Raw genomic sequence first — 15,227 nt, 5'->3', positions numbered from 1 at the left:
TACTTTTTTCCTAAAGAGTTTTATTTGTTTCTTCATTCTATTTTTTGGAGGACAAGCTATTGCTCAAAATACCGCTGCTAAAAAGGATACCTCAAAACTTGTTTATCCTTTTCAGGATTTCAAAACTCTGCAGTTTAAAAAGCAGGCTGGAATAGTTCTTCCCAATCCTTCCAATATTCAACGCAGTGTAGAATTCGATCCTCTATCAAAAAGATATATCATTCGCGAAAAAATAGGTGATCGTTTGTACAGAGCTCCACAATACCTCAGTATCGAAGAATATCAGAAATACGAGAATGAGCTTATCAAACGTAATTATTGGCGTGAACTAGCAGATTTGCCACTTTCTGAGGCCCGTGAGCCGGGTTTTATTCCTCCTGTAAAAATAAACAGTAAATCTTTTGAACGGATATTTGGTGGCAATACCATTGAAATTCGACCTCAGGGTTCTGCCGATCTTACCTTTTCAGGCCGTTTAAGTCGAAATGAGAATCCATTATTCAATGAACGCCAGCGTAAGCAAGGTAATTTTGACTTTGACCAGCGGATACAAATGAATGTTATTGGTCAGATTGGTGAGAAGTTGAAGATTAGCACTAACTATAATACCGAAGCTCAGTTTGATTTTGAAAACCAGGTTAAACTTGATTATACGGGTAAAGATGATGAAATTATCCGGAAAATTGAGGCTGGTAATGTGAGTCTTCCATTAAGTTCATCGCTTATAACGGGCAGTCAGGCATTATTTGGATTGAAGACCCAGCTGCAATTTGGCCGTTTAAATGTAACCAGTATTTTTTCACAGCAAAAATCACAGCAGCGCGAAATAACGATCACAAACGGTTCACAACAGAATGAATTTACAATCTCTGCAGATAATTATGAAACCAATAAGCATTATTTCCTGGCTCAATATTTTAGAAATAATTACAGTAAAGCATTAGAGAATATCCCACTCAACAGTTCAAATGTTAATATTACAAAAATTGAAGTTTGGGTAACAAATAGAGCAAATACTGCTGCCAACTCAAGAGATGTTTTGGCATTGCTTGATTTAGGAGAGAACAGGGTCTACAATACCAACCAAGTTCGGGGAGGTGCAGGTTTCTCGGCTTATCCTGCCGGCTTTGCTGGCCCAGGTTTTGCCCAGCAATCCAATAATTTATTGCAGGTTTTGCCTCCGGGTGTGAGGCTATCTAATTCTAATGATGCAAATTCATTTTTTCAGCCCGGTGGTGGTGGAACCGATAACTTTGCCAAGCTAACTTTTGCCCGAAACCTTACTGACAAAGAATATATATTGAATCCGCGGCTTGGCTATATTTCTTTGAATACAGCCCTGAATGCTGATGAAGTACTGGCTGTTGCCTTTCGATATACTATTAATGGTGTAGAATATCAGGTAGGTGAGTTTTCTACTGATGTTCCTGTTAATAATTCAACCCCAGAGGTACTGTATGTGAAGCTTTTAAAGAATGAAACACTCAAAACCAGCTTACCTACCTGGGACTTAATGATGAAGAATATTTATACTTTGGGGGCCTATCAAGTAAGCCGTAACGACTTTAGATTAAATATTTTTAGACTTGATGAAGAAACCGGTATCGAAAAACCTCAGATGACCGAAGGCCAGAATACAAAGGGTAAATTGTGGATCCAGATGACTAATCTGGATAATCTGAACCAGCAGAATGACAGAAAGCCTGATGGTTATTTCGATTTTTTAGAGGGGATAACGATTGATCCGCTGAATGGTCGTATCACTTTCCCATTGGTTGAACCCTTTGGGGCAGACCTAGCTAAGCGATTTGATCCGATTACAGAGAGAAATCTGATTAATAAATATGTTTATCAGCCGCTGTATGATTCTACGAAAGTTATTGCCCAGCAATTGTTTGCAAAACTAAATAGATACCAGATCAGAGGTACGTATCAGTCGCAGGGCGGTTCAGAATTTCAGTTAAATGCTATTAATGTTCCGCCTGGATCTGTTCAGGTTATTGCCGGTACTTTGCCTTTGCAAGAGGGAGTAGATTTTACCGTTGATTACAATATAGGCTTGGTTAGGATCTTAAATCAGGCTTTATTGAATTCCGGGCAACAAATCAGGATCAAAATGGAGAATAATGAACTCTTTGGTATGCAGCAAAGATCACTCACTGGTTCAAGATTTGACTACCGGGTCAATAATAAACTTAATCTGGGGGGTACTTTTCTGAATCTTACCGAAAAGCCACTTACACAAAAAGTGAATATCGGTGAAGAAGCTATTTCTAATACTATTTGGGGGCTTGATGTCAATTACAGTTCTCCTTCTCGATGGCTTACCCGAATGGTCGATAAAATTCCATTCATTAATACAAAAGAAGCATCGAGCATCACCTTTTCAGGTGAATATGCTCAGCTTGTTCCCGGACACCCAAGAGCGTTAAACTTTGCCGGTAGCCGGAATGGAGCAAGTTATTTGGATGATTTTGAGGCCAGCCGATCTTTAATTGATATTAAAAGTGCCATCTCATGGCAAATATCAGGAACACCACAGCAATTTCCTGAATCAAGACTTAATAACGACCTGGCTTATGGTTATAATAGGGCGCGATTAGCCTTTTACAATATTGATCCTATATTTTTTATTACTGGCAATTCTCTTACTCCTGATAATATCCGCAGAGATAAAAATGAGTTATCAAACCATTATGTACGACAGGTTTTTGAACGAGAGGTTTTTCCTTTTAAGGAATCCAATACCGGGCAGGCTATAATTTTGCCAACCTTTGATCTTGCCTATTATCCCACTGAAAGGGGCCCATATAACTTTACTACAACGGGCTTAACTCAAAATGGGAGTCTGGCTAATCCAAGAAGCAGGTGGGGTGGAATTTTCAGGAAGTTGGAAACGAATGATTTTGAAGCACTGAACATTGAATTCATTGAATTGTGGATGCTCGATCCTTTTATTTATAACAAGACTAGTAGGGGTGGCGACCTATATTTTAATCTAGGGAATATCTCTGAGGATATTTTGAAGGATGGAAGAAAAAGTCTGGAAAATGGATTGCCAGCAGATGGTAGTACGGCAAAAACAGATCCTACAACCTGGGGGCGAGTTCCAAAACTTCAACCCGTTATTCAGGCTTTTGATAATAACCCTACATCCAGGCAATTTCAGGATGTAGGATTGGATGGTTTGAGCTCTGTAGATGAACGCCAACAATTCAGCCCATTCCTAAATCAGGTAAAAGCAAGTGTAAACCCACAAGTGGGCTCTATTCTTGAAAGTGACCCATCTTCTGATGATTACCAGTATTACCGTGGCTCTAACCTCGATCAGGTCAATGCAGGAATCCTCAAAAGATATGAAAAGTATAATAATCCGGAAGGAAACTCCAAAACTTCTCAGCAGTCTTTAGATCAAACTGGAATTGAAAATACTGCTGCTACTTCATTCCCTGATGGGGAAGATATTAACCGTGATAATAATTCAACTCAGGCAGACGAATATTATCAGTACAAGTTATCGATACGCCCGCAAGATTTACAAAGTGTTGGAAGCAACTATATTTCTGACATCGTTTCTGCATCTGTCAGACTAGCAAATGGTAAGCAAGAAACCGTGAGATGGATACAATTCAAAATACCAATCGCTGATTATATTCAAAAGGTTGGCAATATTGAAGATTTTAAATCCATTAGATTTATCAGGATGTTCACAACCGATTTTGCTGATACTACGGTTATGCGTATGGCAAAATTGCAATTAGTAAGAGGTGAGTGGAGAAGATATAATTCAGAAAATAACCCGACCAAAGTAATTACTGATCCTGCCCTTATCAATCCGGGGCTCGATAATTCAGTGATTGATGTAAGTGCCGTGAATATAGAAGAAAATGGAAAGCGTACACCTATTCCATATGTTCTTCCTCCGGGTATTACCCGAGAAATCGACTTTACAAATTTCCGCGGCGAATCTCGACAGAATGAGCAATCACTTTCATTAAGTGTTAAGAATCTTAGAGACGGTTATGGGCGTGCAACTTTCCGTACAACATCGAATGATTTCCGATCATATAGGCGAATGGAAATGTTCATTCATGCTGAAGGTAATCAGCTGAAAGATAATGACCTTCGTGCATTTCTTAGGGTGGGAACAGATAATCAGGATAATTACTATGATTACGATATTCCATTGAAAGTAACGAATCCGGGCACGAATGATCCCGGACTGATTTGGCCTGAACAGAATAAGCTGGATATAGAACTCAAATTATTTCTTGAAGCTAAAGCTGCACGTAACAGGGCTTTATTTAATGGTCAGCCATGGCCAATAAACCGTCCATTCATCTATCAAGATGGGGTAAATATCATTACTGTGAAGGGGCAGCCCGACTTGAGTAAGGTTCGAGTGTACATGCTGGGAGTACGTAACCCCTTAAGAAATGCGGCAAATCCGCGGCTTGATGACGGATTGGATAAGTCGGCACAGATCTGGTTCAATGAGTTGAGGCTAACTGATTTTGATGAAGGTGGCGGATGGGGAGCTACTGCCAGGATGAATGCAAAACTTGCAGACTTTGCAGATATTACGATCTCCGGAAGTAAAAGCACCATTGGGTTTGGTTCTATTGATCGTAAGGTAAGTGAGCGTAACCGTGAAGATGATGTTTTACTTGATGTATCAGGAAATGTTGAATTAGGTAAATTCTTTTCGGCGCGCTCCGGAATTAAGGTGCCTATGTTTGTGAATTTCTCTTCGCAGGTTGGATCACCTCAATATGACCCACGAAATCAGGATACCGAATTTAAAACAACACTTGAAAATTCCAGTAAACAGGAGCGCGATTCTCTTAAATTCATAACCGAAGATTTTACCTCCAGGAAAAGCATCAATTTTACCAATGTCCGTAAGATTAAGACTAATCCCGAAAGTAAAACCCGACTATGGGATATTGAAAACCTGAGTGCAACATATGCTTTCAATGAATTCAATCATCGTGATTTTATTAATGAGAATAACATCCAGAAGACTTATCGTGCAGGTTTGCAGTACAATTATTCAAACCAGGCAAAGTCAATTACACCCTTTGAAAAGCTGATCAAGTCAAAAAGCCTTGCCCTGGTTCGTGATTTCAACTTCAGTCTGTTACCTTCCATCCTCAATTTTAACATAGATGTGAATCGATTGTATTCAGAGAACACGCTCAGAAATAATGATCCTAATAATTATTTGCCAATCAATACCAATTTCAATAAGAATTTTCAGATGTCGCGTTTGTATGGGATCAGCTGGAACCTTACCCGATCCATGCAAATCGATTTTAACGCTACTAATTATTCAATCATTGACGAACCTGAAGGCCGCATCAACGGACTCAAACGCGATACACTTTGGGAAAATTTGAAAAGCTTGGGTAGGACCACTGATTATGGTCATACCATGAACCTTACTTACAATGTTCCAATTAATAAAATACCTGGATTGGATTGGGTGACCTTGGCAACGCGCTATGGAGCCGGATTTAACTGGCAAACAGAGCCATTATTAACCTTGAATGACCCCAGTATTAATGTTGGAAATACCATTCAAAACTCACGAACCATACAGCTCAATCCAAGTTTAAGTTTGGTTGCCCTCTATAATAAGTTTGGTTTCATTCGAAGCATGAATAGTTCCGAAAAAAGTCCAACGGCGGCCTTTTTTGTGAATTTGCTGACCAGTTTAAAAAATGTAACTGGAGCCTACACCAAAACCCAAGGCACCTTCCTTCCCGGATATTTACCTCAGACTGGTTTTATTGGTCAGGATATGAATTCTAGAGCTCCTGGATACGATTTTCTGTTTGGTGGCCAGAATGATATCAGAGGCAAGGCGCTAGAAAGCGGCTGGATTACCAGAGACTCCTTGTTAAACCAATTATATATAAATACATCTAAAGAAGATCTCAATTTTAGGGGATTAGTTGAACCAATCCGTGATCTACGTATTGAATTAACAGCCTTGAAAAGTCAAAGCTTTAATTATTCAACCAATTTTAAGTTTCTGCCTTCTAGTAATAGCTTCGAGAATTTAAGTCCGGTAACTACCGGTGATTATACGATCTCCTATTTTTCATTGCGTACCGCATTTAGTAAAGAGGATAAGACTAATAATTCATCTGCACTATTCAGGCAGTTTCAGCAAAACAGGTCAATTATTTCGAAAAGGCTGGGTGCAAACAATCCTAATTCTGTAGGTACAACAACTGGCTTTGCAGATGGGTATAACAAGAATTCTCAGGATGTATTGATTGCCTCATTTCTTGCAGCTTACACCGGAAAGGATGCAAACACCATTGCTTTGAACCGTTTCCCAAAAATGCCGATTCCGAATTGGCGATTGAGCTATAATGGATTAACGAAATTTAGTTTGTTCAATGAGATTTTTACTTCCATGGATATTAATCATGCTTACCGGTCAACGTATACTGTCAATGGTTTTAATTCGTTGGTTCGCTATCAGGAGATAAATGGAGGTGTGAATGTTAAAGATGCCAATGGCAACTTTCTTCCTTTCTATCAGTTTTCGCAGGTCACCTTATTTGAGCAGTTCTTGCCTCTTCTTGGTGTTGATGTAAGACTTAAAAACAATATGACTTTGAATTTAGAATACCGTAAATCAAGGGCTTTAAGTTTCAGTCTTTCCAATGGTCAGCTGGCTCAGCAAAAAGAAAATGGCGCAGTCTTTGGAATGGGATATCGTACCACTAAGTTTCGTTTTCCTTTCGGTCTGTTTAAATCACTTAAGCTAGATAACGACATGAATTTCAAACTTGATTTTGCCTTAAATGATAGGAAACTAGTTATCTATCGTGCAGATATTGACGATGCTGAAGTTTCATCAGGGGCAAAGAATATTACTGTTAGGCCCTCTGTTGATTATGTATTGAACCAGCGCTTTACCATGCGCTTATTTTACGATGGAAATATAACCCAACCATACACTTCTCAAACCTTTAATACCTCATTCAGTAATTTCGGAGTTAATTTGAGGTTTAACCTTTAATAGCGCTAGCGCACGCGTGTCGCGTGTGCTATTCTTTATTTATCACGCGGCACGCGTGCGATAGCCTATATTTTCTATTCCTTATCACAATTTAACAACATCAACTACCTACAAAAAATTGGAAGTTTGCACAACTTAAAGTATTTTTGAAAAAATAAAAAAAGAACGAAATGAGATTTCCTGCAGAATTAAAATATACCAAAGATCACGAATGGATTCGCGTTGAAGGTAACCTGGCTTATGTTGGTATTACTGAATTTGCTCAGCATGAATTAGGAGATATTGTTTACGTTGATGTTAACACTTTGGGTAAAGAAGTAAGCCGTGAAGATGTATTTGGTACTGTTGAAGCTGTAAAAACAGTTTCAGATCTTTTTATGCCTCTTACCGGTAAAATTCTTGAAATTAATAAGAAACTTGATGTTAACCCTGAGCTCGTGAACAGCGATCCATATGGAGATGGCTGGATGGTTAAGATCGAAATTTCAGATGCTTCTCAAGTTGAAGAATTATTGTCTTCATCAGACTATGAAACTCAGATAGGAGTTTAATGCTCAAAACCCTAAGATACCAGTATCTTTCCATACTTTGGGCCACTTTTGTGGTGATTGTATGTGAAATACCTACCCAAGATGTATCCGTTAATAGTGGCTTTACTTTTTTTGAGGGCTTTGATAAATTAGCACATACTGGTTTCTTTTTTGTTTTGACAGTACTTTTATTCCACGGTAAGATCAAGGAACAAAAAAGTTATACCTACCGAACGTTAACTATTTTTAAAATTTTAGGGATCACCTTTTTTTTGGGTGCTGCCATAGAGATTTTACAATTAGAGATTTTTACCTATCGTTCGGCAGAATGGTGGGATCTGTTTGCAGATATGACCGGTGTAGGCATGGGCATTTTTGGGTATATATTTTTACATAGAGGGCAATTCGATGAAAAATAGAATTAAACTAGCTTTATTTATTGCTTTGCTCAGTCTAAGCTCTTGCAGTATTTTCAAAAAGGGTTGTAAATGTCCAAAGTTTATACAAGTCCACTCTCCAGTAAATCAGCTTTTTAGCAGATAGATTGTCTGTTTAATTTAAAATAAAATTTTCTTATTTGGAATTAATTCAAATAAGCTTTATTTTTGATTAAGATTTAGACAGGGATATGAAGCTTTCACAATTTCTACCAGGGCAAACAGGCATAATTAAAGAATTTACTGATTTAGAGATGTCTGTTAAATTAATGGAAATGGGATGTTTGCCAGGAGAATCTATCGTAGTTGAACGTTTAGCTCCACTTGGTGATCCAATGGCTATTACCGTTTCAGGATATCAGTTGAGCCTTAGAAAAAAAGAAGCCTCAACAATCATTATGCAATAATTTATAGGTGAACGGCGATTTAAAAGTTGCATTAGTTGGTAACCCCAACTCCGGAAAATCTACCCTATTTAATGTACTTACTGGTTTAAATCAAAAGATCGGTAATTTCCCCGGCGTTACAGTCGAAAAAAAGATTGGAATGGTTAAACTTTCCGATCATCGCAACGCCCAAATCACAGACCTTCCCGGAACTTACAGTATTTATCCAAAAAGCAGGGATGAACGCATCGTAATGGATGTGCTTGCCGATAAAAATAGTCCCGATTATCCCGATCTCATTGTATTTGTTGCTGATGCCTCGAATCTGAAAAGGAATCTGCTTTTGTTTTCTCAGGTTGCTGATCTGAAAATACCCATCATCATTGCTTTAAATATGATGGATCTAGCCAGTCAATCAGGAATTGAAATTGCTGTTGACGAGCTGGCTCAAAAGCTTGGCATTCAGGTTATTCCAATTTCTGCACGTAAACAGCAAGGCATTGACCGGCTAAAGGAAGCGATTCTAAACAGTACCTCTATTCCGTTACAATTATCGTCTATTGAGGTTGAGGCTATTGCGCCAGAGCTTATTCAGAAGATTCAAGATGAACTGAACATTGAGCACCCTTATGTGGCACTTCAGCTAGCCCATCAGCATCAAGACATGCTCTTTTTATCTGCTGAGCATAAAAAGAAAATTCAGGAACTTAGTCAGGAGTTTAACTTCCATTCGCAAAAATCGCAAGCTTCTGAAACGATTGCCAGATATAATTTTATCAATGATGTGCTGTTCGATACAGTTAAAATGAATTCTGATCCTAAACAGGAAACTTATAGTAACCGAATCGATAAAATATTGACCCATCGCATATTCGGATTCATTTTATTTTTTGCTATCCTATTTCTCATATTTCAGTCCATTTTTGCATGGTCTGAATATCCAATGTCGGTCATTGAGCAATTGTTCATGTGGCTTACTGATATGGCAACTCAAACTCTGCCACCTGGAATATTTACGGATCTTTTGATCGATGGGGTCTTGGCCGGATTAAGCGGAGTAATTATTTTTATCCCGCAAATCGCAATCCTGTTTGCCTTTATTTCTATTCTTGAAGATACTGGTTACATGTCGAGGGTAACCTTCATGATGGATAAGATTATGCGCAAGGTTGGTTTAAGTGGAAAATCAATAGTGCCATTGATTGGAGGCTTTGCCTGTGCAGTACCTTCAATCATGAGTGCCCGTAATATTGAGAGCTGGAAAGATCGGATGATCACCATTATGGTTACCCCATTGATTGCTTGCTCTGCCCGATTGCCGGTTTATACGCTATTAATATCATTGGTTGTTCCTAACAAGAAAGTATGGGGAATTATCAATATGCAGGGAATTGCCCTGATGTCGTTATACGTACTTAGTATTCTTAGTGCTATTCTGGTGGCCTGGATAATGAAATTGATCATCAGTTCACGGGAAAGAGGATATTTCATTATGGAACTTCCTGTATACCGTATGCCACGTTGGAATAATGTATTGCTAACGATGTACCGCAGTGTAAAGGCGTTTGTTTTTGAAGCCGGAAAGGTGATCATCGCTGTTTCAATTATTCTTTGGGTGCTTTCTTCATTTGGGCCTTCTGATCGTTTTGATAAAATTGAAGCAAAGTATAGTTCTGAAGCGTTAAAACAACAATACCCTCAAGATGAGATCGACCGTTTGCAAGCTTCAGAAAAATTGGAAAATTCGTACGCCGGAATGTTAGGTAAATCTATTGAACCGGCTATTCGGCCAATTGGTTTTGATTGGAAAATAGGGATTGCCCTGATTACATCTTTTGCAGCGCGCGAGGTATTTGTGGGCACCATGGCAACAATTTACAGTGTAGATGCTGATGATACTCATGTTGAATCGGTACGTGAAAAAATGCAGTCGGCACGTAATCCTGATACCGGATTACCCGTTTTTACGACAGCGGTAGCCTTTTCGTTAATGATGTTCTATGCATTTGCTATGCAATGTATGAGTACTATTGCGGTGGTGTACCGTGAAACAAAAAGCTGGAAATGGCCAGCCATTCAATTTGTTTACATGACCGGACTCGCTTATCTTGCAAGCTTTATTGTGTACAATCTTTTGAAGTAAATTGGATAAGATCAATGTCTTGAGTAATTATCTGCCAGCAGATGCAGCACCCATCATTGCGCGTTGGATAGATTATTTCAATTGTGAATTCAAGATCTCAAGAAATAGAAGTACCAAGCATGGCGACTATCGTCATCCATTTAAAGATGCCGGACATCGTATTTCTGTTAACTATAACCTGAACCCTTACGCCTTTTTAATCACTACTGTTCATGAGTTTGCTCACCTGCTTACTTGGAATGAACATAAGCGAAAAGCAAAACCCCACGGACAGGAATGGAAAAATAATTTCAAGAAGATGATGCGCCCTTTCTTTGAACAATCTATTTTTCCGCCTGATATCAGGCAGGCCATAGTTAAATACCTTGAAAACCCGGCGGCTTCCAGTTGTACTGATCTGAACCTTTTTAGAATATTGAAGCAGTACGACAAGAAACCCGAAGGAATAATTTCTGTTGAAAAACTTCCGATTAACGCTATTTTCTCTATAAAAGGCGGACGCGTTTTCAGAAAAGAATCACTGGTTAGAAAAAGATATCGCTGTGTGGAAATTAAAACTGGAGCGGTTTATTTGTTTCCTCCACTTGCAGAGGTGAGTATTGTAGGTTAAAGCTGAAAGCGTAAAGGCGCTATGCAGGTGTCATCCTGAACAGCGTGAAGGAACTTAGTTTTATGAAGGGGAATTTGTTTTACCCGCTCATCGCCGCGGGGATGGCTAGTGTCTTTTGTCTTGAAACAAAAGGCACCAATGCCGAAGCGCTCTTGCGCTGAGACCACGAAGACCTATAAAAACAATAAAAAATACTGAGTAACTTCAAGAAATGACCCCTCTTAAAGGTCGGGGCAGGCTTTGCTTCCACCACAGGGCAAAACACCTGGCTCGCCGTTCTTGCATCCCACCGCGCGGGTATTGTGGTTCATTTGGTAGTTATTCTTTAGTTCGATATTCTTTAAATACTGCTATAATTTGAACTGAGATTTTAGGCGTCATGCCTTTTCCCCTCAGCAGCTGTTAAACAAAAAGCAAAAGATAGGCCTAGTGTAGATGGTCGGGGCCTTGTTTTACGCTTCAGTAAAACACAGCCCGTGTGTTTTGCTTTTTGTGTGCGGTTGGATTGCGCCAGCTGCCTTGCGGGAAAAAATAGGCTTTTGTTTCTTTTGGCCTTCAAAAGAAAGAAATATTAGTGCTTACACTCAAAATTCATGCTTAAACATACTATTTTTCTAAAAAATCTATCTAAATTAAGCTTTTGTAAATCTTGCTGATGATAAGGGCTTTTTCGCCCTTTGAAGGGCAATTTGTTAAAATATTTTTTATACTAAAGAATTGATGAACAGAAGAGACGCAGTCAGGAGAGCTGCATTTTTATTAGGCGGGGCAATTACTTTCAATAGTCTTGGTGCCTTTGCCGATGGAGTAATGCCTGTAAGTGGGCAAAATTTTGATGCAAAATCACTCAATACTCAGGAAGATTTGGTAGCAGAAATTGCCGACACAATCATTCCCGACACAAAGGATGTTCCCGGAGCCAAAGCGGCTGGACTAGGTCCATTCATCGTGATGATGATTCAAGATTGTTATACTTCTGATATGCAGGAGCATTTTGCTAGCGGACTTAAAAAAATTGAGGAGGTTTCGCAATCTCAGTTTAACAAGTCATTCAAGTCTTTAACCCTCAAAGAGCGCGAAAGCATTTTCAAAATGTTCAAATCAGAGGCAGAAGCGCAGAAAAAGAATAGTTCTTCGCAGAATGGAGCTATTGCGCCACCACACTTTTTTCAATTGGTGTGCGAGCTAACCTACTTGGGTTATTATACCTCCGAAATTGGTGCTACCAAAGCACTGAGATATGTTCATATTCCGGGTAGATACGAGTCTTGTATTCCACTAGAACCTGGACAAAAAGCATGGGCAACCTGATCAATTGATTCACAGAATTATTAAGATACATGAACATTAATATAAAAGCAGAGAAGCAAAACACGTACGATGCAATCGTGGTTGGTTCTGGAATTAGTGGTGGCTGGGCAGCCAAAGAGTTAACTGAAAAAGGATTGAAGGTATTAATGCTGGAACGTGGCCGAAATGTGGAGCATGCAAAAGATTATGATACCGCCCTGTTAAAACCTTGGGAATTTAAGTACCGCGGAAGAATTACTCCTGAAGATCGCAGCAGGCATGAGGTGCAAACTCGTGGTGGCCAGTACACTGAGCATAATGCAAAGTTCTGGGTAGATGATATTGATTGCCCATATACCGAAGTAAAACGCTTTGACTGGTATCGTGGATACCATGTTGGCGGAAGATCCATTACCTGGGGGCGTGGTTGTCTGCGCTTGAGCGAAATGGACTTTTCAGCAAATGCAAAAGATGGTTACGGTGTAGATTGGCCAGTACGTTATAAAGATATTTCGCCATGGTACGATTACGTGGAGCGATTTGCCGGAATTAGCGGTCAAAACGAAGGGCTTGCACAATTACCTGATGGAATCTTCCTTCCTCCATTTGAGATGAACTGCGTAGAAAAAGAGGTAAAAAAGAGAATTGAAAGCCATTATAACCGTGAGCGGATGATGACCGTGTATCGAATGGCCAATCTAACCGTTCCGCATAATGGAAGAGGTACCTGCTTGAACAGAAATCTGTGCAACAGAGGATGCCCATTTGGAGCTTATTTTAGTACTCAATCTGCTACCCTTCCGGCAGCTGTAGCAACAGGCAATTTGACTTTACGTCCTTATTCAATTGTAAACTCTGTTTTATATGATAAAGAGACTAAAAAAGCAAAAGGCGTATTGGTAATTGACTCAGAAACAAATGAGCATATTGAATACTATGCCAAGGTAATTTTCATGAACGCTTCTACATTAGGTACTTCACATATCTTATTGAACTCAGTATCTGATACCTTCCCGGATGGCTTAGGTAATAGCAGTGGGCAATTGGGACATAACCTCATGGACCACCACTTTCAGGTTGGAGCTTCTGGAACAGCAGAAGGCTTTGATGATAAATACTATTACGGAAGACGCCCAATCGGTATTTATATTCCGCGTTATCGCAACTTGGGCGATAAGCCAGAGCGTGATTATTTACGCGGATTCCATTACGGTGGTAGTGCCAGCCGAACCGGATGGCAAAGAGCAATTCCTGAAATGGGATATGGCCAGGAGTTTAAAGAGGACATGACTGAACCAGGACCATGGGTAATGGGGCTTGGATCTTTTGGTGAGCATTTGCCAGAATATAAGAATCGTGTTTTTCTTGATCATACAAAAAAGGATAAATGGGGACAACCTTTGCTTGCAGTAGATTGTGAGTTTGGTGAGAATGAAAGGAAAATGCGTATCGATATGAGGAACGATGCCGCAGAGATTTTGGAAGCTGCCGGAATGAAAAACGTTCAGTCTTTTGACAGGCCTGCAGTGCCGGGAATGGCCATTCATGAAATGGGAACTGCCCGCATGGGCCATGACCCAAAGACCTCGGTCTTGAATAAGTGGAATCAAATGCATGATGTAAAGAATGTGTTCGTTACTGATGGCGCTTTCATGACTTCAAACGCCTGCCAGAATCCATCCCTAACTTATATGGCATTCACAGCAAGAGCTTGCGATTACGCCGTAAAAGAACTGAAGAAAGGTAATTTGTAAAATATAAATTTTAACAAAGATTTAACCACATAGAAACATAGAATAAGGTTAGCACCTAAAGAACAAAATCTATGTCTCTGTGTGTTTTAAAAAATAGTAAAGTGGTTAACTGTGATATAAATGAGTTTGAAATTAAAAGTGTTTAAAAAAGATTTAACCACATAGAAACATAGAATTGGATTATTATCTAAAAAATAAAACCTATGTCTCTATGTGTTTTAAAAAATAGTAAAGTGGCTAACTGTGATATAAATGAGTTTGAAATTAAAAGTGTTTAAAAAAGATTTAACCACATAAAAACATAGAATTGGATTATTATCTAAAAAATAAAATCTATGTCTCTATGTGTTTTAAAAAATAGTAAAGTGGCTAAATGAATTCAATCAAAAACATTATCCTGTTAAAACAATAAATGGTAACTCAGAGATATTTAGACGATTTGACTTATGAAGTAGTTGGCGCTGCCATTGAGGTACATAAAATAAAGGGAAGAGGGTTACTTGAAAGTGTTTATCATCAATGTTTAAAGGAAGAATTAGCCCATCGAAAAATAAATTTTTTAACAGAAATGAGAATTCCAGTACTTTATAAGAATAAACAACTGGAAATTGATTTTAGGTGTGATTTGTATGTTGAAAAATGTTTAGTAGTTGAATTAAAGGCTGTTCAGGAATTGACTAGTGTGTTTGAAGCGCAGCTTCTAACCTATATGAAACTTTTAAAATCTCCTAAAGGTATTTTAATAAATTTTAACTGTTTTAATATATTTAACGAAGGACAAAAAACATATGTGAATGAGTATTTTAATTTATTGCCGAAAAATTAATCCTTCTGTGTGTTTAACAATGAATTAACCATACATAAGCATAGCATTGCCATCTAAAAAATAAAACCTATGTCTCTATGTGGTTAATAATAGTTGAACACTGAGATAATAGAATCTATAAACTATATATTGAACAATATCTTTTATGTCAAATCAATTAAACCCCGTACGCGTCCTGGTAATAGGTTGCGGAAACATGGGCGCATCTCACG

Annotated in this window: 9 protein-coding genes; all 9 read left to right on the top strand. The window is 38.7% G+C overall.

Features of this window, described 5'->3' with window-relative positions:
• Window positions 1–7,039 (top strand): cell surface protein SprA (gene sprA / locus ACIQZ6_RS09405; protein ID WP_395810454.1); only part of this gene is annotated, 7,039 nt, incomplete at its 5' end.
• A gap of 170 nt (window positions 7,040–7,209) precedes the next feature.
• The gene (gene gcvH / locus ACIQZ6_RS09400) at window positions 7,210–7,590 is read left to right on the top strand and encodes a glycine cleavage system protein GcvH (protein WP_395810452.1); all 381 of its coding nucleotides are present in this window, start codon (window positions 7,210–7,212) and stop codon (window positions 7,588–7,590) included.
• A complete protein-coding gene (locus tag ACIQZ6_RS09395; RefSeq protein WP_395810450.1) occupies window positions 7,590–7,988 on the top strand; it encodes a VanZ family protein in 399 nt (132 codons plus the stop codon). Before gcvH ends, ACIQZ6_RS09395 begins: the two co-directional genes overlap by 1 nt.
• Before the next feature lie 209 nt (window positions 7,989–8,197).
• The gene (locus ACIQZ6_RS09390) at window positions 8,198–8,413 is read left to right on the top strand and encodes a FeoA family protein (RefSeq protein ID WP_090700273.1); all 216 of its coding nucleotides are present in this window, start codon (window positions 8,198–8,200) and stop codon (window positions 8,411–8,413) included.
• Between the two features lie 7 nt (window positions 8,414–8,420).
• Window positions 8,421–10,535: a ferrous iron transport protein B gene (gene feoB, locus ACIQZ6_RS09385; RefSeq protein WP_395810448.1), complete on the top strand. Its 2,115-nt coding sequence runs from the start codon at window positions 8,421–8,423 to the stop codon at window positions 10,533–10,535.
• Window positions 10,536–10,554: 19 nt separating this feature from the next.
• Window positions 10,555–11,145 carry a SprT-like domain-containing protein gene (locus ACIQZ6_RS09380; RefSeq protein WP_395810446.1) on the top strand — a complete coding sequence of 197 codons (591 nt, stop codon included), beginning with the start codon at window positions 10,555–10,557 and terminating at the stop codon, window positions 11,143–11,145.
• A gap of 720 nt (window positions 11,146–11,865) precedes the next feature.
• Window positions 11,866–12,456 (top strand): gluconate 2-dehydrogenase subunit 3 family protein, encoded by a 591-nt coding sequence (locus tag ACIQZ6_RS09375; RefSeq protein WP_395810444.1) that lies wholly within the window; start codon window positions 11,866–11,868, stop codon window positions 12,454–12,456.
• Window positions 12,457–12,485: 29 nt separating this feature from the next.
• Window positions 12,486–14,189: a GMC oxidoreductase gene (locus ACIQZ6_RS09370; protein ID WP_395810442.1), complete on the top strand. Its 1,704-nt coding sequence runs from the start codon at window positions 12,486–12,488 to the stop codon at window positions 14,187–14,189.
• Between the two features lie 412 nt (window positions 14,190–14,601).
• Window positions 14,602–15,015: a GxxExxY protein gene (locus ACIQZ6_RS09365; protein ID WP_395810440.1), complete on the top strand. Its 414-nt coding sequence runs from the start codon at window positions 14,602–14,604 to the stop codon at window positions 15,013–15,015.
• Window positions 15,016–15,227: the final 212 nt, after the last annotated feature.

The organism is Daejeonella sp. (assembly GCF_044348475.1).
In the GTDB taxonomy this organism is placed as follows: domain Bacteria; phylum Bacteroidota; class Bacteroidia; order Sphingobacteriales; family Sphingobacteriaceae; genus Daejeonella.
Note: the sequence above shows the minus strand (reverse complement) of the source record. Positions and strands in the feature narration are given on the sequence as shown.

What these genes read in the sequence shown, in the direction of transcription:
- ACIQZ6_RS09390 (WP_090700273.1), top strand. Translation starts at nt 8,198, where the DNA reads ATGAAGCTTTCACAATTTCTACCAGGGCAAACAGGCATAATTAAAGAA.
- ACIQZ6_RS09370 (WP_395810442.1), top strand. Translation starts at nt 12,486, where the DNA reads ATGAACATTAATATAAAAGCAGAGAAGCAAAACACGTACGATGCAATC.
- ACIQZ6_RS09395 (WP_395810450.1), top strand. Translation starts at nt 7,590, where the DNA reads ATGCTCAAAACCCTAAGATACCAGTATCTTTCCATACTTTGGGCCACT.
- gcvH (WP_395810452.1), top strand. Translation starts at nt 7,210, where the DNA reads ATGAGATTTCCTGCAGAATTAAAATATACCAAAGATCACGAATGGATT.
- ACIQZ6_RS09365 (WP_395810440.1), top strand. Translation starts at nt 14,602, where the DNA reads ATGGTAACTCAGAGATATTTAGACGATTTGACTTATGAAGTAGTTGGC.
- ACIQZ6_RS09375 (WP_395810444.1), top strand. Translation starts at nt 11,866, where the DNA reads ATGAACAGAAGAGACGCAGTCAGGAGAGCTGCATTTTTATTAGGCGGG.